Annotated in this window: 21 protein-coding genes; 16 read left to right on the top strand and 5 right to left on the bottom strand. The window is 56.2% G+C overall.

Features of this window, described 5'->3' with window-relative positions:
* Positions 1 to 70: 70 nt before the first annotated feature.
* On the top strand, positions 71 to 1900 hold the full coding sequence (locus AB6T85_RS19620; protein WP_253459772.1) for an SLC13 family permease: 1830 nt from the start codon (positions 71 to 73) through the stop codon (positions 1898 to 1900).
* A gap of 6 nt (positions 1901 to 1906) precedes the next feature.
* On the opposite strand, the gene yfbR is transcribed toward AB6T85_RS19620, so the two are convergent.
* Positions 1907 to 2503: a 5'-deoxynucleotidase gene (yfbR, locus tag AB6T85_RS19615; RefSeq protein ID WP_253459774.1), complete on the bottom strand. Its 597-nt coding sequence runs from the start codon at positions 2501 to 2503 to the stop codon at positions 1907 to 1909.
* Between the two features lie 105 nt (positions 2504 to 2608).
* Entirely contained in the window at positions 2609 to 3823 is a 1215-nt protein-coding gene (locus AB6T85_RS19610) for a pyridoxal phosphate-dependent aminotransferase (protein ID WP_253459776.1), read from the bottom strand.
* A gap of 957 nt (positions 3824 to 4780) precedes the next feature.
* Here AB6T85_RS19610 and lrhA point away from each other — a divergent pair.
* From lrhA to nuoN, 14 genes are all read left to right on the top strand, one after another.
* Positions 4781 to 5707: a transcriptional regulator LrhA gene (gene lrhA / locus AB6T85_RS19605; RefSeq protein WP_125288256.1), complete on the top strand. Its 927-nt coding sequence runs from the start codon at positions 4781 to 4783 to the stop codon at positions 5705 to 5707.
* Positions 5708 to 6367: 660 nt separating this feature from the next.
* Complete coding sequence (locus tag AB6T85_RS19600) at positions 6368 to 6805, top strand: NADH-quinone oxidoreductase subunit A (protein WP_253459778.1); 438 nt, start codon at positions 6368 to 6370, stop codon at positions 6803 to 6805.
* A gap of 15 nt (positions 6806 to 6820) precedes the next feature.
* Positions 6821 to 7495 (top strand): NuoB/complex I 20 kDa subunit family protein, encoded by a 675-nt coding sequence (locus tag AB6T85_RS19595; RefSeq protein WP_125288254.1) that lies wholly within the window; start codon positions 6821 to 6823, stop codon positions 7493 to 7495.
* A gap of 109 nt (positions 7496 to 7604) precedes the next feature.
* On the top strand, positions 7605 to 9404 hold the full coding sequence (nuoC, locus tag AB6T85_RS19590; protein ID WP_253459780.1) for an NADH-quinone oxidoreductase subunit C/D: 1800 nt from the start codon (positions 7605 to 7607) through the stop codon (positions 9402 to 9404).
* A 2-nt stretch (positions 9405 to 9406) separates the two neighbouring features.
* Complete coding sequence (gene nuoE, locus AB6T85_RS19585) at positions 9407 to 9922, top strand: NADH-quinone oxidoreductase subunit NuoE (RefSeq protein WP_253459782.1); 516 nt, start codon at positions 9407 to 9409, stop codon at positions 9920 to 9922.
* Positions 9923 to 9924: 2 nt separating this feature from the next.
* Positions 9925 to 11265 carry an NADH-quinone oxidoreductase subunit NuoF gene (gene nuoF / locus AB6T85_RS19580; RefSeq protein ID WP_253461264.1) on the top strand — a complete coding sequence of 447 codons (1341 nt, stop codon included), beginning with the start codon at positions 9925 to 9927 and terminating at the stop codon, positions 11263 to 11265.
* 208 nt (positions 11266 to 11473) lie between these two features.
* Entirely contained in the window at positions 11474 to 14200 is a 2727-nt protein-coding gene (nuoG, locus tag AB6T85_RS19575) for an NADH-quinone oxidoreductase subunit NuoG (RefSeq protein ID WP_253459784.1), read from the top strand.
* Positions 14197 to 15174: an NADH-quinone oxidoreductase subunit NuoH gene (gene nuoH, locus AB6T85_RS19570; protein ID WP_253459787.1), complete on the top strand. Its 978-nt coding sequence runs from the start codon at positions 14197 to 14199 to the stop codon at positions 15172 to 15174. The genes nuoG and nuoH overlap by 4 nt, the downstream gene beginning before the upstream one ends.
* Positions 15175 to 15186: 12 nt before the next feature.
* Positions 15187 to 15729, top strand: a complete 543-nt coding sequence (gene nuoI / locus AB6T85_RS19565; RefSeq protein WP_253459790.1) for an NADH-quinone oxidoreductase subunit NuoI — start codon at positions 15187 to 15189, stop codon at positions 15727 to 15729.
* 10 nt (positions 15730 to 15739) lie between these two features.
* A complete protein-coding gene (nuoJ, locus tag AB6T85_RS19560) occupies positions 15740 to 16285 on the top strand; it encodes an NADH-quinone oxidoreductase subunit J (protein ID WP_125288247.1) in 546 nt (181 codons plus the stop codon).
* Positions 16282 to 16584, top strand: coding sequence for an NADH-quinone oxidoreductase subunit NuoK (gene nuoK, locus AB6T85_RS19555; RefSeq protein WP_034894855.1), 303 nt, complete (start codon positions 16282 to 16284; stop codon positions 16582 to 16584). Before nuoJ ends, nuoK begins: the two co-directional genes overlap by 4 nt.
* Positions 16581 to 18419, top strand: a complete 1839-nt coding sequence (nuoL, locus tag AB6T85_RS19550; RefSeq protein ID WP_253459793.1) for an NADH-quinone oxidoreductase subunit L — start codon at positions 16581 to 16583, stop codon at positions 18417 to 18419. Before nuoK ends, nuoL begins: the two co-directional genes overlap by 4 nt.
* A gap of 214 nt (positions 18420 to 18633) precedes the next feature.
* Positions 18634 to 20154, top strand: coding sequence for an NADH-quinone oxidoreductase subunit M (gene nuoM, locus AB6T85_RS19545; RefSeq protein WP_253459796.1), 1521 nt, complete (start codon positions 18634 to 18636; stop codon positions 20152 to 20154).
* A 6-nt stretch (positions 20155 to 20160) separates the two neighbouring features.
* Entirely contained in the window at positions 20161 to 21618 is a 1458-nt protein-coding gene (gene nuoN, locus AB6T85_RS19540) for an NADH-quinone oxidoreductase subunit NuoN (protein WP_253459799.1), read from the top strand.
* A gap of 74 nt (positions 21619 to 21692) precedes the next feature.
* On the opposite strand, the gene AB6T85_RS19535 is transcribed toward nuoN, so the two are convergent.
* Positions 21693 to 22292, bottom strand: coding sequence for a pentapeptide repeat-containing protein (locus AB6T85_RS19535; RefSeq protein WP_369896411.1), 600 nt, complete (start codon positions 22290 to 22292; stop codon positions 21693 to 21695).
* Between the two features lie 83 nt (positions 22293 to 22375).
* On the opposite strand from AB6T85_RS19535, the gene AB6T85_RS19530 reads away from it, so the two are divergent.
* Positions 22376 to 22840, top strand: coding sequence for a GNAT family N-acetyltransferase (locus AB6T85_RS19530; RefSeq protein WP_253459804.1), 465 nt, complete (start codon positions 22376 to 22378; stop codon positions 22838 to 22840).
* A 106-nt stretch (positions 22841 to 22946) separates the two neighbouring features.
* On the opposite strand, the gene AB6T85_RS19525 is transcribed toward AB6T85_RS19530, so the two are convergent.
* A complete protein-coding gene (locus AB6T85_RS19525; RefSeq protein ID WP_369896410.1) occupies positions 22947 to 23312 on the bottom strand; it encodes a hypothetical protein in 366 nt (121 codons plus the stop codon).
* Positions 23309 to 23608, bottom strand: a complete 300-nt coding sequence (locus AB6T85_RS19520) for a hypothetical protein (RefSeq protein WP_369896409.1) — start codon at positions 23606 to 23608, stop codon at positions 23309 to 23311. Before AB6T85_RS19520 ends, AB6T85_RS19525 begins: the two co-directional genes overlap by 4 nt.
* Between the last annotated feature and the right edge of the window lie 83 nt (positions 23609 to 23691).

Raw genomic sequence — 23691 nt, 5'->3', positions numbered from 1 at the left:
TTAGCCCCGCATCCGCGGGGCTTTTTTATGGCATCCTCCCGACAGTTTTGCTCATAAGCGGGAAGCGGATGTGAATAACGAGCTTATCTGGGTGCTGAGCCTGCTGGCAATGGCGATCGCGCTGTTTGTCAGCGGCAAGGTGCGTATGGATGTTGTGGCGCTGCTGGTGATTATCGCCTTTGTGCTTAGCGGCACGCTGACCTTGCAGGAAGCCACGATGGGCTTCAGCGACGCTAACGTGCTGCTGATCGCGGCGCTGTTTGTGATCGGTGAAGGGCTGGTTCGTACCGGCGTGGCGCTGAGAATGGGCGACTGGCTGATGAAAATGGCGGGCAGCAGCGAAGCGAAAATGCTGGCTTTGCTGATGCTGACCGTAGCCGGTCTGGGCGCGTTTATGAGCTCTACCGGGGTGGTGGCGATTTTTATCCCGGTAGTGATGAGCGTCTCGGCGAAGATGAACCGTTCGCCGGGCAGGCTGATGATGCCACTGAGCTTCGCGGGGCTGATCAGCGGCATGCTGACGCTGGTCGCGACGGCGCCCAATCTGGTGATCAACAGCGAGCTGGTGCGGGAAGGGCTGGCGGGTTTCGGCTTCTTCGACGTCACGCCGATCGGGCTGGTCGCGCTGCTGCTGGGCATCGGCTATATGCTTGTCGCGCGTTTCTGGCTGGGCGCGGCGGAAAACAAACAGGCCAGAAAAGGACAGGAACGTACTTTCCGCGATCTGATCAGGGATTACAGGCTGAGCGGCAGAGCGCGCCGCCTGGCCGTGCACCCCGGTTCGCCGCTGATTGGCGAGCCGCTGGACGATTTACGGTTGCGCGAGCGCTACGGCATTAACGTGGTTGGGCTGGAGCGCTGGCGCAAATTCCGGCGTGTGATGGTGCCGGTGACCGGCATGACGCAGTTTCGCGCCCGCGACGTGCTGCTGATCGATATGTCCGCCGCCGATATCGATATCCGCGAATTTTGCAGCGAATACCGGCTGGAACCGATGATCCTGCGCGGCGAATACTTTTCCGATCGGGCGCAGGATGTCGGCATGGCGGAAGTGCTGATTTTTCCCGATTCCGAACTGCAGGGCAAAACGCTGCGGGAAAGCTCGTTCCGTACACGTTACGGCGTGAGCGTGATCGGCATCCGCCGTCGCGGCGAGGTACTGGAAGGCTTACTGAGCGATCTGCCGCTGGAGCTGGGGGACTGTTTGCTGGTGATCGGCGACTGGAAAAAAATCACTCAGCTGCAGCTACAAAAGCGGGACGTGCTGCTGCTCAGCCTGCCTGCTGAGGTTAAAGACGTCGCGCCCGCCAGCAGCCAGGCGCCGCACGCCATTTTTTGCCTGGCGCTGATGGTTGCCATGATGCTCACCAATGAAATCCCCAATCCCATAGCGGCGCTCATTGCCTGTTTGCTGATGGGTAAATTTCGCTGCATCGATATGGAAAGCGCCTACCGGGCGATCCACTGGCCGAGCATTATTTTAATTGTGGGCATGATGCCGTTTGCGCTGGCGCTGCAAAAAACCGGGGGAATAACGCTGATTGTCGACGGATTGATGGATCTGGCCGGCGGCTATACGCCGCACGTCATGCTGACCTGCCTGTTCGTTCTGTGCGCGACTATAGGTCTGTTTATCTCTAATACCGCCACGGCGGTGCTGATGGCGCCGGTTGGCGTCGCCGCAGCGCATCAAATGGGCGTTTCGCCTTATCCTTTCGCCATGATTGTCGCGGTAGCGGCTTCCAGCGCCTTTATGACGCCGGTTTCCAGTCCGGTCAACACGCTGGTGCTGGGGCCGGGCGGCTATCGCTTCAGCGATTTTGTCAAAACGGGCGTGCCTTTTACGCTGCTGATTATGGTGGTCAGCGTGCTGCTGGTGCCGCTGCTCTTCCCGTTTTAATCGCGGCTACAGCGATTGCTGGCTGATTTCATCCAGCGACAGGCTGAAGCTCGGCACGAAGACCTCTACAAAATAGTCCATTTCCGGGCTGCGCCGTTGAGTCAGGGTCTTTTCCAGCCGGGCTTTCGCCAGCTGAAACTCATGGTTACCGGCGGCCAGCTCTTCCAGACATTTCAGGTAGGCGCAGAGCGCATCAGCCTGCTTGACGATAGCCGTCTCGTCTTCGCTGCGCTGCTGCTCGTCCAGCAGCGGTCGCCAGGCATCCTGCAGCTCGTCGGGCAGCATCTCGACCAGCTTCTGCTGCGCTATCTTTTCAATCTTCTTATATTCGTTGGCGATCTGCGCGTTGTAATACTTTACCGGCGTTGGCAAATCGCCCGTCAGGACTTCGCTGGCGTCGTGGTACATCGCCATCAGCGCGATCCGTTCCGCGTTAAGGTTGCCGTTGAATTTTTTATTTTTAATCACTGCCAGTGCATGGGCCACCATCGCCACCTGCAGGCTGTGTTCGGAAACGTTTTCCGTGCGCACGTTGCGCATCAGCGGCCAGCGGTTGATGAGTTTAAGACGGGAGAGATGGGCGAAAAAATGACTTTGATTCATCGGACGGTTTCCTGTGCCTGAAGACCAGAGCGGTAAGTATTCCGCTCTGGCATCACGGTAGTTTACAGAATGCAGCGATATTGGCCGATCCGGTTCGGTATCAGACTACTGGCGATAGCCTTCCAGGAAACGGCCGAACTTGCTGATAGCCATTTCAAGATCGTTTACGTGGGGAAGGGTGACGATGCGCACATGATCCGGCCATGGCCAGTTAAAGGCGCTGCCCTGCACCAGCAGCACTTTTTCCTGCAGCAGGAAATCCAGCACCATTTTCTGATCGTCATGGAGATTGAATTTTTTGGCATCGATTTTCGGGAACATATAAAGCGCGCCGTCCGGCTTGACGCAGCTGACGCCCGGAATATCGTTGATCAGTTCCCAGGCGCGCTGGCGCTGTTCATACAGCCTGCCGCCCGGCACGATAAACTCGCTGATGCTCTGGTAGCCGCCCAGCGCGGTCTGAATGGCGTGCTGCGCAGGCACGTTAGCGCACAGGCGCATTGAGGCCAGCATTTCCAGCCCTTCAATGTAGCCTTTGGCATGTTTTTTCGGCCCGTTCAGCACCATCCAGCCCTGGCGGAACCCCGCCACGCGGTAGGTTTTTGACAGACCGTTAAAGGTAATGGTTAACAGATCCGGCGCCAGCGCGGCGATAGAGTGGTGCTGAGCGGCGTCATAAAGGATTTTGTCGTAGATTTCATCGGCGAAAATGATCAAATTATGCTGTCTGGCCAGCTCCACGACTTCCAGCAGCAGCTCCTTGCTGTAAACTGCGCCGGTTGGGTTATTTGGGTTAATAATCACGATACCGCGCGTGCGCGGAGTGATTTTACTGCGAATGTCGTCCAGGTCCGGGAACCAGCCAGCCGACTCGTCACAAAGGTAGTGCACCGCTTTACCGCTGGAAAGCGAAACGGCGGCCGTCCATAGCGGATAATCGGGCGCCGGCACCAGCATCTCATCGCCGCTGTTCAGCAATGCCTGCATCGATTGCACGATCAGTTCGGAAACGCCGTTGCCGATATAAACGTCCTCGACGGTGATTTCGCGCAGGCCGCGAGCCTGATAGTGCTGCACGATAGCTTTACGCGCCGAATAGAGACCTTTAGAGTCGCAGTAACCCTGCGCGCTCGGCAGGTTGCGAATAACATCGACCAGGATTTCGTCAGGGGCTTCAAAACCAAAAGGCGCAGGATTGCCAATATTGAGCTTGAGGACTTTATTGCCTTCTTCTTCAAGGCGTCTGGCTTCTTTTAATACCGGGCCTCGGATGTCATAACAAACGTTATCGAGCTTGCTGGATTTATCAATTGGGGTCATTTCATTCGCCTTTGGCTGAGCCGCATTCCTGCCGTGGAAAAGTAAACCCGCACAATGTACTCCTCTCGCCAGCGCTTTTGAAGCCCGATAGCGGGTTTGCCCGGCGCGCCTGCGCGTTGTCTGAACGGCACAGCAGCAAAGCCCGTTCAGGTTCGACGCTTTTTCCTGGAGAAGGTTTAATAAAACTTACGCCTGCATTGGGTGCAGGAGCGTGTAAAAAAGCCCGTTTTTTTGCAAGCAAGAAGGCCATTTTTGTAACGATTAGGTAAAATAAGATGCATTGACACCGCATGAAACTATTCAGCTTTGCTTAACTGGCTGGTCAGTGGTTGCCCATCACCGCAGCAACAGGCGACGGTGACAAAAAGCGACAGAACCTTAACGGGAGAGCAGTCGTTGCTGATATATTGTTACTAATTGATAAATTTTTATGGTGCAAAGCGAGCAGAAGGTGCGATCCACAATAAAAAATTATTTTACTGATAAGAATAATCGGATTTGGGCTTAAAAAGTAATCGACAGTATGTCAGGATATCCTTCAGGAAAAAGGACGTATGACGAACCTGTTTCCGGAACAATATTTAGCGCGTTTTATCGCCAATAATGTTAAGCTTTGTTTATTATTATTCCACTGTGACTACAGTGTTCTGGCTGTTTGATTTTTTATGGTTGTCTTACACTAACAGCGCCGGGCTAATCCAGCGGGCGGCTGGACGGTAACAGGGTGTGGCGGCAGGTAACCTGACGCACGCTGAAGTACCAAACGTATAAATCTGTCAGCGGCCTTGCAACGGCATCAGTCGGGCATATTGGGCCGCTGGGATAACGCGTTTGTGATTAAGGCAATGACGAGCCAACGGGTCGCATTGCCTACGGTTGTCTCTCTATCTTATTGATAAAGCAGATAATAACACCAGGATAGTAGTATCTTAAAAATCTTATAAAAGTGAAGAAAACATGACCAGTGCAAATCGTCCAATTCTTAATCTCGATCTCGATCTGCTCAGAACGTTTGTGGCCGTCGCCGATCTGAATACTTTTGCCGCTGCCGCGGCGGCAGTATGCCGTACGCAGTCTGCTGTCAGCCAGCAGATGCAGCGTCTGGAGCAGCTGGTAGGGAAAGAGCTGTTCGCCCGGCATGGCCGTAATAAGCTGCTGACCGAGCACGGTATTCAGCTGCTGGGCTACGCCAGAAAAATCCTGCGCTTTAACGATGAAGCCTGCACCTCGCTGATGTACAGCAATATCCAGGGCGTGCTGACTATCGGCGCTTCTGACGATACGTCAGACACCATTCTGCCTTTCCTGCTCAACCGCGTGACCTCGGTTTATCCGAAGCTGGCTATCGATGTTCGCGTCAAGCGTAATCCATTTATGATGGAAATGCTGAACCAGGGAGAAGTAGACCTGGTGGTAACCACTTCCAGCCCGATGAACTTTACCTGGCAGGTCCTGCGTACTTCGCCCACGCTCTGGTACTGTGCGGCCGATTACGTGTTCCAGCGCGGAGAAGCAATTCCTCTGGTGCTGCTGGACGAGCCAAGCCCTTATCGTGATATGGCTATTGATCACCTTAACGAAGCGGGTATCCCGTGGCGCATCTCTTATGTGGCCTCTACGCTGGCTGCCGTCCGCGCCGCCGTTAAAGCGGGTCTGGGCGTGACCGCTCGTCCGGTAGAGATGATGAGCCCGGAACTCCGCGTGATGGGTGCAGCCGAAGGGTTGCCGATGCTGCCGGATACGGAATACCTGCTGTGCCGCAATCCGGAAAGCGACAACGAACTGGCGCTGGCTATTTTCAACGCCATGGAGTCGAGCAACGATCCCTACAATCTGACCGCTACGGGTCAGGATCGCTCCGCTTTTGCAGATGAAGACGAGTGATAATTCGGTTTCTCTAACATCCTGATTAATATTCACAAAAGTTAGCAGAGCTGTCTAAAAAAGCCTTTCGAAACGGTTAGTGTTTCGGAGGGCTTTTTTTATGCCTTAATTTCCTTTCTCCCGCGTTTTTCTCCTGGTCTTTTTTATGCTGGTGTTTTAAAAAGCGCCAACGCCGTTTGTTGACCTTATCCGGCATCGTGAAAAAATTAAAAATCAAATTGAATTGATTTTGCTCACTTCTGCCTGGCTATTTTTTTCTCATAAAGACTAAAACCGTGTGCTGGATCAAAAAAATAACCCTTGTAAGGGGAAGGAAATGCAGGCAATTCCTGCCAGAATAGCCTGTGTTAAAACCGCGATCCGTGCAGGGAAATACCCGCTACACTTTAGTGCAGGGTCGGTCACTGACACGATTTAGCGCAATCTTTGCGCATCAAATGTTAAATAAATGCTACTTGTGTAAAATAACCTACGGATACTTTTATGAAAGTTGACAGAAGGTTATATAAAGGAGTAAAAAACCCCATAAAATTGCTGCTTAATCAACAAAGACAGCATAGTTTATCTGGTTTTTTATTTTTTCCCGTGAATCGAGGCTTCAGCCAACTGCCGTGCATGAGAGCAGCCCCCTGACGCCCTTTATTGAGTTAAGCAGAGTGTATGTCAACAACCACTGAAGTCGTCGCTCATCATTGGGCGTTTGCCGTATTTCTGATCGTCTCCATCGGTCTGTGCTGTGCAATGTTAGCCGGAGCGTGGTTTCTGGGCGGAAAAGCACGCGGAAGATACACAAATACCCCTTTTGAGTCCGGCGCCGCGCCGGTCGGCACCGCCAAGATGCGCATGTCCGCCAAGTTCTACCTGGTCGCCATGTTCTTCGTCATTTTCGACGTGGAAGCGCTCTATCTGTATGCATGGTCGACCGCCATCCGCGAAAGCGGCTGGATCGGCTTTATCGAAGCCACCATCTTTATTTTGGTACTGCTTGCCGGACTGGTTTATCTGGTGCGGATCCGCGCGCTGGACTGGGCACCCCCACCTCGCCGTGTGGTAGCCAAAACCACTACCGTTTCGCATTCCCATCGTCACACGCAGTAAAAGCGAGGCATAACAATGGATTATACGCTAACCCGCGCAGACCCGAACGGCGATAACGATCGCTACCCGCTGCAGAAGCAGGAGATCGTCACCGACCCGCTGGAAAAGCACGTTCATCAAAGCGTTTATATGGGCAAGCTCGAACATGCTCTGCACGATATGGTGAACTGGGGACGTAAAAACTCTCTGTGGCCGTTTAACTTCGGCCTTTCCTGTTGTTACGTAGAGATGACAACTTCCTTTACCTCCGTGCACGACGTGGCGCGATTTGGTTCCGAAGTTATCCGCGCCTCGCCTCGTCAGGCCGACTTCATGGTAGTAGCCGGTACGCCTTTCACCAAAATGGCACCGGTTATTCAGCGTCTTTACGACCAGATGCTGGAGCCCAAGTGGGTGATTTCGATGGGCGCCTGCGCTAACTCGGGCGGCATGTACGATATCTATTCCGTGGTGCAGGGCGTGGATAAATTCCTGCCGGTTGACGTTTATATTCCCGGCTGTCCGCCACGCCCCGAAGCCTATATGCAGGCTCTGCTGCTGCTCCAGGAATCGATCGGCAAAGAGCGTCGTCCGCTTTCCTGGGTGGTCGGCGATCAGGGCGTTTATCGAGCCAACATGCAGTCCGAACGTGAAAGGAAGCAGGGCGAACGCATTGCGGTCACCAACTTGCGCACCCCGGACGAAATTTAAGAGTTAATGAACAAGGCCCAAACAGCACGCAGAAAAAAATAATACGCGGGCGGCCTGTTCTGACGCCAATACTGAGTGCCTGTCGACAGGCCCACATGGTGAACGACCTATGACAGATTTAACCACGCAAGATCTCGCTCAGCCAGAATGGCAAACCCGGGATCACCTGGATGATCCGGTGATCGGCGAATTGCGTAACCGTTTTGGGCCAGATGCCTTTACCGTTCAGCCAACCCGCACCGGCATTCCGGTGGTCTGGGTAAGACGCGAACAATTATTGGAAATTGTAGAGTTTCTGCGCAAGCTGCCGAAGCCTTATGTCATGCTGTACGATCTGCACGGTATGGACGAACGCCTGCGCACGCATCGCGACGGACTGCCAGCGGCGGATTTTTCCGTTTTCTATCACCTGCTGTCCATTGAGCGCAATCGCGACATTATGCTCAAGGTGGCGCTGTCCGAAAACGATTTGCATGTACCTACCATCACCAAAATTTTCGCCAACGCCAACTGGTACGAGCGCGAAACCTGGGAGATGTTCGGCATTACGTTTGACGGCCATCCGCACCTGACGCGCATCATGATGCCGCAAACCTGGGAAGGCCATCCGCTGCGTAAAGATTACCCGGCGCGCGCCACCGAATTCGATCCCTTCGAGCTGACCAAGCAGAAAGAAGATCTGGAAATGGAGGCGATGACCTTCAAACCGGAAGAGTGGGGCATGAAGCGCGGCACCGCCAACGAGGACTTTATGTTCCTCAACCTGGGCCCTAACCATCCTTCGGCGCACGGTGCTTTCCGCATTATTTTGCAGCTGGACGGCGAAGAGATTGTCGACTGCGTGCCGGATATCGGCTACCACCATCGTGGCGCGGAGAAGATGGGCGAGCGCCAGTCCTGGCACAGCTATATCCCCTATACCGACCGCATTGAATATCTTGGCGGCTGCGTAAACGAGATGCCTTACGTGCTGGCGGTAGAAAAGCTGGCGGGCATTAAAGTGCCTGAGCGCGTTGACGTGATCCGCGTGATGCTTTCCGAACTGTTCCGTATCAACAGCCACCTTCTCTATATTTCTACTTTTATTCAGGACGTCGGGGCGATGTCACCGGTGTTCTTTGCCTTTACCGACCGCCAGAAAATTTATGACGTGGTGGAAGCTATTACCGGCTTCCGTATGCATCCGGCGTGGTTCCGCATCGGCGGCGTGGCGCACGATCTGCCGAAGGGCTGGGATCGTCTGCTGCGCGAATTCCTTGACTGGATGCCGAAGCGCCTGAAGGCCTACGAACAGACGGCGCTGAAAAACTCCGTGCTGATTGGCCGCGCCAAAGGCGTATCCGCCTACAACATGGAAGAGGCGCTGGCATGGGGCACCACGGGCGCGGGCCTGCGCGCAACCGGTCTGGACTTCGACGTGCGCAAATGGCGTCCTTACTCCGGCTACGAAAACTTTGATTTTGAAGTGCCGATTGGTGACGGCATCAGCTGCGCCTACACCCGCGTTATGCTGAAAATGGAAGAGATGCGGCAGAGTATGCGCATCCTGGAACAGTGCCTGAAAAACATGCCGGAAGGGCCGTTTAAAGCCGATCATCCGTTGACCACGCCGCCGCCGAAAGAGCGCACGCTGCAGCATATTGAAACGCTGATCACCCACTTCCTGCAGGTTTCGTGGGGTCCGGTGATGCCGGCCAACGAGTCTTTCCAGATGATTGAAGCTACCAAAGGGATCAACAGCTACTATCTGACCAGCGACGGCAGCACCATGAGCTACCGCACCCGCGTGCGCACGCCTAGCTTCCCGCATCTGCAGCAGATCCCTTCCGTCATCAACGGCAGCCTGGTATCCGATCTGATCGTTTACCTCGGCAGTATTGATTTTGTTATGTCAGACGTGGACCGCTAATTATGCACGATCAAAGAATTGCGATCGAAACGATCGAGCCTTCAGATGCTTTCGTCCTGAGTGCGACAGAGCATGATGCGATAGAACAGGAAAAGCACCATTACGAAGATGCGCGGGCGGCGTCGATTGAAGCGCTGAAAATCGTGCAGAAACAGCGTGGCTGGGTGCCGGATGGCGCTATCAAAGCCATTGCCGACGTGCTGGGCATTCCGGCCAGCGACGTAGAGGGCGTAGCCACGTTTTACAGCCAGATCTTCCGCCAGCCGGTTGGCCGCCATGTGATCCGCTACTGCGACAGCGTGGTGTGCCATATCACCGGCTATCAGGGTATTCAGGCAGCGCTGGAAGCCAGCCTGAACATCAAGCCGGGCCAGACCACGCCGGACGGCCGCTTTACGCTGCTGCCGACCTGCTGCCTGGGCAACTGCGACAAAGGCCCGACGATGATGGTGGATGAGGACACGCATGTGCATCTCACGCCGGAAAACGTCGTCACGTTACTGGAGCAGTATCAATGACCATTAAAGAGATTGTTCGTACTGCAGAGACGCACCCGCTGACCTGGCGTATGCGCGAAGACAAGCAGGCGGTGTTCCTCGATGAATATCGCAGCAAAAACGGCTATGCCGGAGCGGAAAAGGCGCTGAAGGGCATGGCGCCTGACGAAATCGTGGCGCTGGTAAAAGATTCCGGCCTGAAAGGGCGCGGCGGCGCAGGTTTCTCCACGGGACTGAAGTGGAGCCTGATGCCGAAAGACGAATCCATGAACATTCGTTACCTGCTGTGTAACGCCGATGAGATGGAGCCGGGCACCTATAAAGACCGTCTTCTGATGGAGCAAATGCCGCACCAGCTGGTGGAAGGGATGCTGATTAGCGCCTTCGCGCTGAAAGCGTATCGCGGCTATATCTTCCTGCGCGGCGAATATATTGAAGCGGCCGTCAACCTGCGTCGCGCCATCGCGGAAGCGACCGAAGCGGGCTATCTCGGCAAAAACATTCTGGGCACCGGCTTTGATTTCGAGCTGATCGTGCATACCGGCGCGGGCCGCTATATCTGCGGCGAAGAAACCGCGCTGATTAACTCGCTGGAAGGCCGCCGCGCTAACCCGCGCTCCAAGCCGCCTTTCCCTGCTTCGGCAGGCGTCTGGGGCAAGCCGACCTGCGTCAATAACGTGGAAACGCTGTCCAATGTGCCGGCAATCCTCGCCAACGGCGTCGACTGGTACAAGAACATCTCTAAGAGCGACGATACCGGCACCAAGATGATGGGCTTTTCCGGCCGGGTGAAAAACCCTGGCGTCTGGGAGCTGCCTTTCGGCACCACGGCGCGCGAAATTCTGGAAGAGTACGCGGGCGGCATGCGCGATGGCCTGAAGTTTAAAGCCTGGCAGCCGGGCGGCGCGGGCACCGACTTCCTGACCGAATCGCATCTGGATCTGCCGATGGAGTTCGCCAGCATTGGCAAAGCGGGCAGCCGTCTGGGCACCGCGCTGGCGATGGCGGTCGACCACGAAATCAATATGGTATCGCTGGTGCGCAACCTGGAAGAGTTTTTTGCTCGCGAGTCGTGCGGCTGGTGTACGCCGTGCCGCGACGGCCTGCCGTGGAGCGTAAAAATCCTGCGCGCGCTGGAGCGGAAAGAAGGGCAGCCGGGCGATATCGAAACCCTGCTGCAGCTTTGCCGCCAGCTTGGGCCGGGCAAAACTTTCTGTGCGCACGCGCCGGGCGCGGTAGAGCCGCTGCAGAGCGCCATCAAGTATTTCCGTGAAGAATTTGAAGCCGGCATGGCGCCGCAGGTTTACAGCAACGCGCACGCGATCGCCGGTATCCAGGCGAACCTGCTGAAGGCGCGCTGGTAAAAATACCGTGCAAACAAAGAAATGCGCGAAATAACCAAATTAATTGGCGTTGTAGCCAGGTAGCAAGAGAACGCATCCCCGGCAGCTTACTTCAGTAAGTGACCGGGGTAAGAGAACGCCGCTAACACCGCTACAACGTCAGGTAAGACGGTTATTTAAAGAATTGTGTTTAACGCTCGGTTTCGAGCCTTACTTGAGCAATTTCACTATGGCTACAATTCATGTAGACGGTAAAGAATACGACGTCGACGGCGCGGACAACCTGCTACAGGCTTGCCTCTCGCTCGGCCTTGATATTCCTTATTTTTGCTGGCATCCGGCGCTCGGTAGCGTCGGTGCCTGCCGCCAGTGCGCGGTAAAGCAATTCCAGAATGCCGAAGATACCCGTGGTCGCCTGGTGATGTCCTGTATGACGCCAGCCTCCGACGGCACCTTTATTTCTATTGATGACGGCGAAGCGAAAGAGTTTCGGGAAAGCGTGGTGGAGTGGCTGATGACCAACCACCCGCACGACTGTCCGGTCTGTGAAGAGGGCGGTAACTGCCATCTCCAGGATATGACGGTGATGACCGGCCACAGCTTCCGCCGCTACCGCTTTACCAAACGCACCCACCGCAATCAGGATCTCGGCCCGTTCATCTCGCACGAAATGAACCGTTGTATCGCCTGCTATCGCTGCGTGCGCTACTACAAAGATTACGCGGACGGCAAAGACCTGGGCGTGTATGGCGCGCATGACAACGTCTACTTCGGTCGCCCGGAAGACGGTGTGCTGGAGAGCGAGTTCTCCGGCAACCTGGTGGAAATCTGCCCTACCGGCGTATTTACCGATAAAACGCACTCCGAGCGTTATAACCGTAAATGGGATATGCAGTACGCGCCAAGCATCTGCCAGCAGTGCAGCGTCGGCTGCAACACCAGCCCCGGCGAGCGTTACGGCGAACTGCGTCGTATTGAGAACCGCTATAACGGCACCGTAAACCAGTACTTCCTGTGCGACCGTGGCCGCTTCGGCTATGGCTACGTCAACCTGAAGGATCGTCCGCGCCAGCCGATGCAGCGTCGCGGCGACGACTGGATCGCGCTCAACGCCGAGCAGGCGATGCAGGGCGCGGCGGACGTGCTGCGCCAGGCGAAAAAAGTGATTGGTATCGGTTCGCCACGCGCCAGCGTTGAAAGCAACTTCGCGCTGCGTGAGCTGGTCGGTGCCGAGAACTTCTCCACCGGTATTCCGGCTGGCGAGCAGGCGCGTCTGGAACTGATGCTGAAAGTACTGCGCGAAGGCGGTATCCATACGCCAGCGCTGCGCGAAATCGAAAGCTACGATGCCGTGCTGGTGCTGGGCGAAGATCTGACCCAGGTCGGCGCACGCATCGCGCTCTCCGTGCGCCAGGCCGTTAAGGGCAAAGCGCGCGAAATGGCGGCGGCGCAGAAAGTGGCCGACTGGCAGATTGCGGCGATTATGAACATCGGCCAACACGCCAAACATCCGCTGTTTGTCACCAACGTAGACGAAACCCGTCTGGACGACATCGCCGCCTGGAGCTATCGCGCACCGGTGGAAGATCAGGCGCGTCTGGGCTTCGCTATTGCTAACGCGCTGGATGAAACGGCGCCGGCGGTAGACGGTCTCGATCGTGAACTGAGCGGTAAGATCGACGTAGTGGTACAGGCGCTGGCCGGCGCGAAGAAACCGCTGATTATTTCCGGCGTGCACGCGGGCAGCGAGGCGATGATCCAGGCGGCGGCTAACGTTGCCAGAGCGCTGAAAGGACGCGGCGCGGACGTGGGTATCACTTTGCTATCCGGCGCAGCCAATAGCGTGGGCCTGGGCATGATCGGCGGCAAGCCGCTGGATGCAGCGCTCGACGAGCTTTCAAGTGGCTCTGCCGATGCTGTTATCATTATGGAAAACGATCTCTATCGCCATGCGCCAAAAGCCCGTGTCGATGCGGCGTTGACCAACACGCCGAACGTGATCGTTATCGATCATCAACGCACGGCGACCACCGAGAAAGCGGGTCTGATCCTTTCCACCGCCAGCTTTGCAGAAAGCGACGGCACCGTGGTCAATCAGGAAGGCCGCGCGCAGCGCTTCTTCCAGGTTTACGATCCGTCCTACTACGATGACAAAATCCAGATGCTGGAAAGCTGGCGCTGGCTGCACTCGCTGGCCAGCACCATCAGCAGCCGCGAAGTGGACTGGACGCAGCTCGATCACGTGATCGATGCCTGCGTGGCGGCGCTACCGCAGCTGGCCGGGATCAAGGCCGCCGCGCCGGACGCCAGCTTCCGTATTCGCGGTCAGAAACTGGCCCGCTCGCCGATCCGCGCCAGCGGCCGTACCGCGGCTCGCGCCAATATCAGCGTGCACGAACCGCGTCAGCCGCAGGATAAAGACACCATGTTCGCCTTCTCTATGGAAGGGAACAACCAGCCGAATGCGCCTCGTTCGCAGATCCCGTTTGCCTGGGCGCCAGGCTGGAACTCTCCGCAGGCGTGGAATAAGTTCCAGGACGAAGTGGGCGGCAAACTGCGCTTTGGCGATCCGGGCGTGCGCCTGTTCGAAGCGGGCGAAGGCCAGCTGGAATGGTTCACCGCCGTGCCGGAAGCCTTCGCGGGCAAAGAGAACGGCTGGCGCGTCGCGCCTTACTTCCATCTGTTCGGCAGCGAAGAGATGACCCAGCGTTCACCGGTATTCCAGCAGCGTATGCCGCTGCCTTACGTGATGGTTAACCCGCAAGACGCGGCGAAACTGGGCGTCAACGCAGGCGCTACGGTCGCCTTCCGCTGCGCGGGCGAAACGCTGCGTCTACCGGTTCGCTTCTCGACCGCCTTGCAGGCAGGGCAGGTGGGTTTACCGTTGGGCTTGCCGGGCGTACCGCCGTTCCTGCTGGGGGCAAGTATTGAGGATCTGCAGGAGGCAACACAATGAGCTGGCTGACACCGGAAGTTACAGATGTACTGATTGCCGTCGGCAAAGCGCTGGTGATCCTGTTTGTGGTGGTAGGCTGCGGCGCCTTTATGAGCTTTGGCGAACGTCGCCTGCTGGGCCTGTTCCAGAACCGCTACGGGCCAAACCGCGTCGGCTGGGGCGGTTCGCTCCAGCTGGTGGCGGACATGATCAAAATGTTCTTTAAAGAGGACTGGACGCCGCCGTTTACCGACCGCGTGATTTTTACGCTGGCGCCGATGATCGCGTTCACCTCGCTGCTGCTGGCAATGGCCATTGTGCCGGTCACCTCGACCTGGATGGGCGCGGATCTGAATATCGGTCTGCTGTTTTTCCTGATGATGGCCGGTCTGGCCGTGTACGCGGTGCTGTTTGCGGGCTGGTCGAGTAATAACAAATACTCGCTGCTGGGCGCGATGCGCGCCTCGGCGCAGACGCTGAGCTACGAAGTGTTCCTCGGCCTGTCGCTGATGGGCGTGGTGGCGCAGGCCGGTTCCTTCAATATGGTGGATATCGTCAACAGCCAGCAGCACCTGTGGAACATCATTCCGCAGTTCTTTGGCTTCCTGACCTTTGCCATTGCGGGCGTCGCGGTCTGTCACCGTCATCCTTTTGACCAGCCGGAAGCAGAGCAGGAGCTGGCCGACGGTTACCACATCGAATACGCCGGTATGAAGTTCGGCCTGTTCTTTGTCGGTGAATACGTCGGTATCGTAACCGTCTCTTCCCTGATTGTGACGCTGTTCTTCGGCGGCTGGAACGGTCCGTGGCTGCCGCCCGTTTTCTGGTTCGCGATTAAAACAGCTTTCTTCATGATGATGTTTATTCTGATCCGTGCTGCGCTGCCGCGTCCGCGCTACGACCAGGTGATGTCGTTCGGCTGGAAAGTATGTCTGCCGTTGACGCTGTTGAACCTGCTGGCGACTGCCGCAGTGATTCTGTACAACGCGCAGTAAGAGGTTATTACCATGAAAATAAAAGATATTCTGGTAGGGTTCGGCACCACGGTACGCAGTATCGTCCTGATCGGATCGAATGCTTTTGCCAAGCGTGAAACGCAGATGTACCCGGAGGAGCCGGTCTATTTGCCGCCTCGCTACCGTGGCCGCATCGTGCTGACCCGCGATCCCGACGGCCAGGAGCGCTGCGTGGCCTGTAACCTGTGCGCGGTAGCCTGTCCGGTAGGCTGTATTTCGCTGCAAAAGGCAGAAACGCTGGACGGCCGTTGGTATCCGGAGTTTTTCCGCATCAACTTCTCGCGCTGCATTTTCTGCGGCCTGTGTGAAGAAGCCTGTCCGACCACCGCTATCCAGCTTACCCCTGATTTCGAGCTGGGCGAGTTTAAGCGGCAGGATCTGGTTTATGAAAAAGAGAACCTGCTGATCTCCGGGCCGGGCAAATATCCGGAATATAACTTCTACCGGATGGCGGGCATGGCGATCGAAGGCAAAGACAAAGGTGAAGCGGAAAGCGAAGCCAAACCCATCGACGTCAAGGGTTTGTTACCTTAAGGAGCCAGGCATGGAATTTGCGTTTTATCTTTGCGGACTGGTGGCCGTGCTGACGACGTTGCGCGTTATCACCCACACCAACCCGGTCCACGCGCTGTTATATCTGATTATTTCACTGCTTTCGGTGGCGGGCGTGTTTTTCTCGCTGGGCGCTTATTTCGCCGGGGCGCTGGAAATTATCGTTTATGCGGGCGCTATCATGGTGCTGTTCGTGTTTGTGGTGATGATGCTAAACCTGGGCGACAGCGTGCAGGCGCAGGAGCGCGAGTGGCTGAAGCCGGGCGTCTGGTTCGGCCCCGGTCTGCTGTCGCTGCTGCTGCTGGTGGTGATGGTTTACGCCATCCTGACTATTAATGACCAGGGCATTGACGGCACGATGATCGATGCCAAAGCGGTCGGCATCAGCCTGTTCGGCCCTTACGTTCTGGCGGTGGAGCTGGCTTCCATGCTGCTGCTGGCCGGTCTGGTGGTGGCTTACCATATCGGTCGCGAACAGCGTCCGGGCGAGGTGTTAAGCAATCGCCCTGATGCGGTGAAGAAGGAGGAAAACGCATGATCCCTTTGCAACACGGGCTTATCCTGGCGGCCATCCTGTTTGTGCTTGGCCTGACCGGCGTGGTGATCCGCCGCAACCTGCTGTTTATGCTGATCAGCCTTGAGATCATGATCAACGCGGCGGCGCTGGCGTTTGTGGTCGCGGGCAGCTATTGGGGACAGGCGGACGGTCAGGTGATGTATATCCTGGCGATCAGCCTGGCCGCTGCCGAGGCAAGTATTGGCCTGGCGCTGCTGCTGCAGCTGCATCGTCGCAGCCAGAACCTCAATATTGATAAAGTGAGCGAGATGCGCGGATGAATCTTCTCTATTTAACTATTTTATTCCCGCTGATCGGTTTCGTGCTGCTGGCGTTTTCGCGCGGCCGCTGGTCAGAAAATCTGGCCGCTACGGTAGGGATGGGCTCCGTAGGGCTGGCCGCACTGGTCACGCTCTATGCCGGACTGGATTTCTTTGCGCAGGGCCAGGCTGTTTTTAATCAGGCGCTGTGGACCTGGATGCACGTTGGCAACTTTGATATCAAAGTCAACCTGACGCTGGACGGCCTGTCGCTGACCATGCTGTCGGTGGTCACGGGCGTTGGCTTCTTTATCCATATGTTCGCCTCCTGGTATATGCGCGGCGAAGAGGGCTACTCGCGCTTTTTCGCCTATACCAACCTGTTTATCGCCAGCATGGTGGTATTGGTGCTGGCCGATAACCTGATGCTGATGTATCTGGGCTGGGAAGGCGTGGGGCTTTGCTCTTACCTGCTGATCGGTTTCTACTATACCAACCCGAACAACGGCGCGGCGGCGATGAAAGCTTTTATCATCACGCGCGTCGGCGACGTCTTCCTGGCGTTTGCGCTGTTTATTCTCTACAACGAGCTGGGCACGCTGAACTTCCGTGAGATGGTCGAGCTGGCGCCTGCGCACTTTGCGGCGGATAACCCTATGCTGCAATGGGCGACGCTGATGCTGCTTGGCGGCGCGGTAGGTAAATCGGCACAGCTGCCGCTGCAAACCTGGCTGGCGGATGCGATGGCAGGCCCGACGCCGGTCTCTGCGCTGATCCACGCCGCGACCATGGTAACGGCGGGCGTTTATCTGATTGCCCGCAGCCACGGTCTGTTCCTGATGACGCCGGAAGTGCTGCACCTGGTGGGGATTATTGGCGCGATTACGCTGGTGCTGGCGGGATTTGCCGCGCTGGTGCAAACCGATATCAAACGCGTGCTTGCCTACTCCACCATGAGCCAGATTGGCTACATGTTCCTGGCGCTTGGCGTGCAGGCGTGGGATGCGGCGATTTTCCATCTGATGACCCATGCGTTCTTTAAAGCGCTGCTGTTCCTCTCGTCCGGTTCGGTGATCCTGGCCTGCCACCACGAGCAGAACATTTTCAAAATGGGCGGCCTGCGCAAAAGCATCCCGCTGGTTTATGCCTGCTTCCTGGTAGGCGGCGCGGCGCTGTCGGCGCTGCCGCTGATCACCGCTGGCTTCTTCAGTAAGGACGAGATCCTGGCGGGTGCGCTGGCGAACGGTCATATTAATCTGATGGTGGCCGGTCTGGTCGGGGCCTTTATGACCTCGCTCTACACCTTCCGCATGATTTTTATTACCTTCCACGGCGAAGAGAAAATTCACGCGCACGCAGGCAAAGGCATTACGCACCATCTGCCGCTGATTGTGCTGCTGATCCTCTCCACCTTTATTGGTGCGCTGATTGTTCCTCCGCTGCGCGGCGTGCTGCCGGAAACCACCGAGCTGGCGCACGGCAGCGTGCTGACGCTGGAAATCACTTCTGGCGTAGTGGCGATTATCGGCATCCTGCTGGCGGCCTTTCTGTGGCTGGGCAAACGCTCGCTGGTTAACAGCATCGCCGGCAGCGCGGTTGGCCGATTCTTCACCACCTGGTGGTTCGCCGCCTGGGGCTTCGACTGGCTTTACGACAAGATTTTCGTCAAGCCTTATCTGTTCGTCGCCTGGGCCCTGTCACGCGATCCGCTGAATGCGCTGATGAATATCCCGGCCCTGTTCTCCCGCCTGGCGAACAAAGGGCTGGTGGTCAGCGAAAACGGCTATCTGCGCTGGTACGTCGCTTCGATGAGCGTCGGTGCGGTCGTGGTGCTCGCGCTGTTGATGGTGGTCTAAAAGTTTGTGAGCGGGGTGGGGTAAACACTCACCCAGAATTAAAAGATGTTAAAAATTACCTGAATGTTGGGCGTCATCGGCGCAGTCAGTTTTGTCACCGCCAGCGCGCCGCACCCGCAGCATACTTTAGTATGTGAGGACTGCGAGCACTGCCGGGGGCAAAAATGGCCAGTAAGATAGCCCATGCAGGTTCAGAAAAGGGAATCAAATCGCCATGTTATTACCCTGGCTTATACTCATCCCGTTCATCGGCGGCCTGCTTTGCTGGCAGTTTGAACGCTTCGGGAGCAAGGTGCCGCGTTGGATAGCGCTGATCTCGATGGGGCTGACGCTGGCGCTCTCGCTACAGCTCTGGCTGCAGGGCGGCTATTCGCTGACCCAGGCCGCCGGGCTGCCGCAGTGGCAATCCGAGTTTCTGGTTTCCTGGATACCGCGTTTCGGTATCAACGTGCATCTGGCGCTGGACGGCCTGTCGCTGCTGATGGTGGTGCTTACCGGCCTGCTGGGCGTGATGGCTATCCTCTGCTCCTGGAACGAAATTGAGAAATGGCAGGGCTTTTTCCACCTGAACCTGCTGTGGATCCTGGGCGGCGTTATCGGCGTGTTCCTGGCTATCGATCTGTTCCTGTTCTTCTTCTTCTGGGAAATGATGCTGGTGCCGATGTACTTCCTGATCGCGCTGTGGGGACACAAGGCGTCGGACGGGAAAACGCGTATCACCGCGGCCACCAAGTTCTTTATCTACACTCAGGCCAGCGGCCTGGTGATGCTGATTTCGATTCTGGCGCTGGTCTTCGTTAACTACAACGCCACGGGCGTCTGGACGTTTAACTACGAAGATCTGCTGAAAACGCCAATGAGCAACACCGTTGAGTATCTGCTGATGCTGGGCTTCTTTATCGCCTTCGCGGTGAAAATGCCGGTGGTGCCGCTGCACGGCTGGCTGCCGGATGCGCACAGTCAGGCCCCGACGGCCGGTTCCGTTGACCTGGCGGGCATTCTGCTGAAAACGGCGGCTTACGGTCTGCTGCGCTTTGCGCTGCCGCTGTTCCCGAACGCGTCCGCCGAGTTCGCGCCGATTGCGATGTGGCTGGGGATTATCGGGATTTTCTACGGTGCCTGGATGGCCTTCTCGCAGTACGACATCAAACGCCTGATCGCCTACACCTCTATTTCGCACATGGGCTTTGTGCTGATTGCTATCTATACCGGCAGCCAGCTCGCTTTCCAGGGCGCGGTGGTGCAAATGATTGCGCACGGTCTTTCCGCCGCAGCGCTGTTTATCCTGTGCGGCCAGCTTTATGAGCGTCTGCACACTCGCGATATGCGTCAGATGGGCGGGCTGTGGGCGCGCATCAAGTGGCTGCCGGGTCTGTCGCTGTTCTTTGCCGTAGCGAATCTGGGGATGCCGGGCACGGGTAATTTCGTTGGCGAATTTATGATCCTGACCGGCAGCTTCCAGTCGGTGCCGGTGATCATCGTCATTGCTACCTTTGGTCTGGTGTTCGCTTCCGTATACTCGCTGATTATGATGCAGCGGGCCTATTACGGCGCACCGAAGTCAGAAACGCCGCTGCGGGGCATGTCGCCGCGCGAGTTCCTGATGATTATGGTGCTGGTGGTTCTGCTGCTGCTGCTGGGCGTTTACCCACAGCCGATTCTGGACACCTCACATGCTGCAATGAGCAATATTCAGCAGTGGTTTACCGCTTCAATTTCAACTACAAGGCCGTAATTCGCCATGACAATAACTCCTCAACATTTGATCGCGCTGCTGCCCATGCTGATCGTCGGATTGACGGTGGTAGTCGTGATGCTCTCCATTGCGTGGCGGCGCAACCACTTCGTCAATGCCACGCTGGCGGTAGTAGGGCTGAACCTGGCGCTGTTCTCACTCTGGTTCGTGGGACACGCGGGCGCGATGGACGTGACGCCGCTGCTGCGTGTCGATGGCTATTCAATGCTCTATACCGGCCTGGTGATTTTAGCCAGCCTGGCAACCTGCACCTTCGCCTATCCGTGGCTGACCAACTACCCGGATAACCAGGAAGAGTTCTACCTGCTGGTGCTGATTGCAGCATTGGGCGGCGTGGTGCTGGCAAGCGCTAATCACCTGGCTTCGCTGTTTATCGGTATTGAGCTGATTTCCCTGCCGCTGTTCGGCCTGGTGGGCTACGCCTTCCAGCTGAAGCGCTCGCTGGAAGCCAGCATCAAATACACCATTATGTCCGCTGTGGCTTCCTCTTTTCTGCTGTTCGGTATGGCGCTGCTTTATGCCAACTCCGGCAACCTGGGCTTTATTGCGCTGGGCCGCAGCCTGAACGACGGAATGCTGCAACAGCCGCTGCTGCTGGCGGGGCTGGGCATGATGATTGTGGGCCTGGGCTTTAAGCTGTCGCTGGTGCCTTTCCACCTGTGGACGCCGGATGTCTACCAGGGCGCGCCTGCGCCGGTGTCGACCTTCCTGGCGACTGCCAGCAAAATCGCCATTTTCGGCGTGGTGATGCGCCTGTTCCTGTACGCGCCGGCCGCCGACAGCGAAGCGGTACGTCTGGTGCTGGCGATTATCGCGTTTGCCTCGATTCTGTTCGGCAACCTGATGGCGATTTCGCAGAGCAATATCAAACGTCTGCTGGGCTACTCTTCCATTGCGCATCTGGGCTATCTGCTGGTGGCGCTGATTGCTATCCAGACGCATCAGCTGTCGCTGGAAACGGTGGGCGTTTACCTGGCCGGTTATCTGTTCAGCAGCCTGGGCGCTTTCGGCGTGGTCAGCCTGATGTCCAGCCCGTATCGCGGCCCGGACGCGGACTCGCTGTATTCCTATCGCGGCCTGTTCTGGCACCGTCCGATCCTGTCGGCGGTGATGACGGTAATGATGCTGTCGCTGGCGGGTATCCCAATGACGCTGGGCTTTATCGGTAAATTTTACGTGATTGCCGTAGGCGTGGGCGCGCAGCTGTGGTGGCTGACTGGTGCGGTAGTGGTAGGCAGCGCAATCGGCCTTTACTACTATCTGCGCGTGACCGTTAGCCTGTATCTGAACCCACCGGAGCTGTTGCAGCGCGATACGCCAGCTAACTGGGCCTTTACCGCCGGCGGCGTGGTTGTACTGATCTCGGCGATTCTGGTGCTGGTGCTGGGTATTTATCCGCAGCCGCTGATCTCGCTGGTGCAGATGGCGCAGCCGCTGATGTAACTCAGCAGGCTGTTAAAAAATCCCGGCTCCTGACTGACAGGCCGGGATTTTTTTTGTGCGCAACCGGGCAGGCTTCAGTCCACCAGGTTGACGCCCAGGCTTTCCAGCAGGCTTAACGCTTCCAGACGGGAAAACGTTGCGCCTGCCACCGAATTGTTCAGTACATTGATGGAGAAATCGCGCGAGTCGGTCAAATCCGCCGCCTGAAGATTGGTTCTGTTAAACAAGCTTCCGGCCAGATCGCAGTTCAGTATTTCGGCTTTGCTCAGATCGCACTCTCTGAAATCCACGTCATGCAATTGGCACTCCATCATTTTCACTTCTTGCAGCGTCAGGCCGAAAAAGGAGGCGTTGGACAACAGGCATTGCGTAAAACGCAGCTCGTGATCCAGATTAAAAGCGGGCCAGTAAGCGCGCGTCCAGTCTGTGCCGCTGAGTTTGCATTCGGTAAAGCTGACCTCGTTAAAACGCGAATCGGGCATTTCCATCACGCTGAGATTACACTGGTCGAAGCGGCAGTTAATAAATTTGCAGCGGATAAACCTGGCGGCGGTAAAGTTGCAGTGGCTGAAGTCGCATCCTTCAAAAATGACGCCTTCAAAACAGGCGGCCGACAGCGCCTGCCTGTCGAAGCAGGTATCGAAATACTCTTTATTATCAGTTATTTTTGTCATATAAAACCTTAGCCTGTGCGGAAGGGAATGGCAGTATCCCTCACCTGACAGTAACAAAATTGACGCACATCGGGAGAAAGAAAATGGAGATCCGCTGGCAGAATCTACATCATAGCGAGCTGAATGCAACTCAGCTGTACCAGATCCTGGCGTTACGCAATGCGGTGTTTATCGTCGAGCAGAACTGTCCTTATCAGGACGTGGACGGCGCGGATCTGGCCGGTGAGAACCGTCATTTACTGGGCATAGCGAATAACCAGCTGCTGGCCTATGCGCGCCTGCTTGCGCCAAAAAACGACGAGGAGCCGGTGAAGATTGGGCGAGTGATCGTCTCTGGCGAGGCGCGAGGCCTGAAGCTGGGCAACCGGCTGATGGAGCAGGCGATTGTTGACTGCGAGCGCCACTGGCCGCAGCACGACATCTTTTTATCCGCTCAGGCGCATCTGCAGGATTTTTACGGACAGTTTGGCTTTAAGCCGACGGGCGAGGTCTATCCGGAAGACGGCATCCCGCATGTGGATATGGAAAGGGCGCGGATACACAAATAAGTAAGAGAGCGGAAAGACGCCTTAACAATGGCTTCTTAACAGCACGTCGGCTGCTGACATTTGCCAGCGGTGGCAAGCCCTGCGTTAGCAGGGCTATCCGGGCGGGTCACGCCACTTTTTTTGCTTTCTTGCCGGACTGTTTTTTCATCTCTTCAGAGTGAACCTGGCGTAAAATTCTTTTTTTCTCGCAGTCGGTAAATCTTGTCAGCACCTGCCTGATCAGCGGCTGATAGCCCAGCCCCGCAAGCTCTGCAATCATTTTGAGATCTTCAATCAGCGACTTGTTAAGACGTATTGAGATGGGCTGTAGCTCAAGCGCCTCATTAATCTCTTTTTCAAACGCCGCAGCGCTTGCCTCGCTGGAAATTTTAACATGCGCTTCGCTACGCCCAAGCACGCCTTCTTCCCATGCGGCATCCGTTGAGGCGATGAGAGAGCCGTTTTGGTCTGGCTTGTTAACGTTGTTACTCATAGTTTTTCGTATCCATATTTGTTGTAGATGCGTATTTCGTCATCGTCAGGGGCGTATGCCGTCCTGATAGCTACCCCTCTACCCGGATAAAAGATAAAAACCACTTTGAGTTTTATTCCATAATCCGTTTCAGCAATAAACCAACGCGTCGGAGGATCTGACTGATGATCCTCTCTGTTATCTTCAAGAAAATGCCCGTCCCTGTTGGAAAAGCACTGGATTATTTCATCTTCCGTTACGGGAGGCTTTTTTTCAGACAGTTTCAGCCTGATTTTCTGAGAAATCATCAGCTCCATGATGTTTCATCCTTCTTCCCTGATTTTTGTATATACAAGATAAGTCCACTTTATAGCCATTTCAAGTGGTTTTCTTATTTTAA

It is taken from the genome of Erwinia aeris, assembly GCF_041224955.1.
Classification (GTDB): domain Bacteria; phylum Pseudomonadota; class Gammaproteobacteria; order Enterobacterales; family Enterobacteriaceae; genus Erwinia; species Erwinia aeris.
This window is presented reverse-complemented; position numbering and strand designations above follow the sequence as displayed.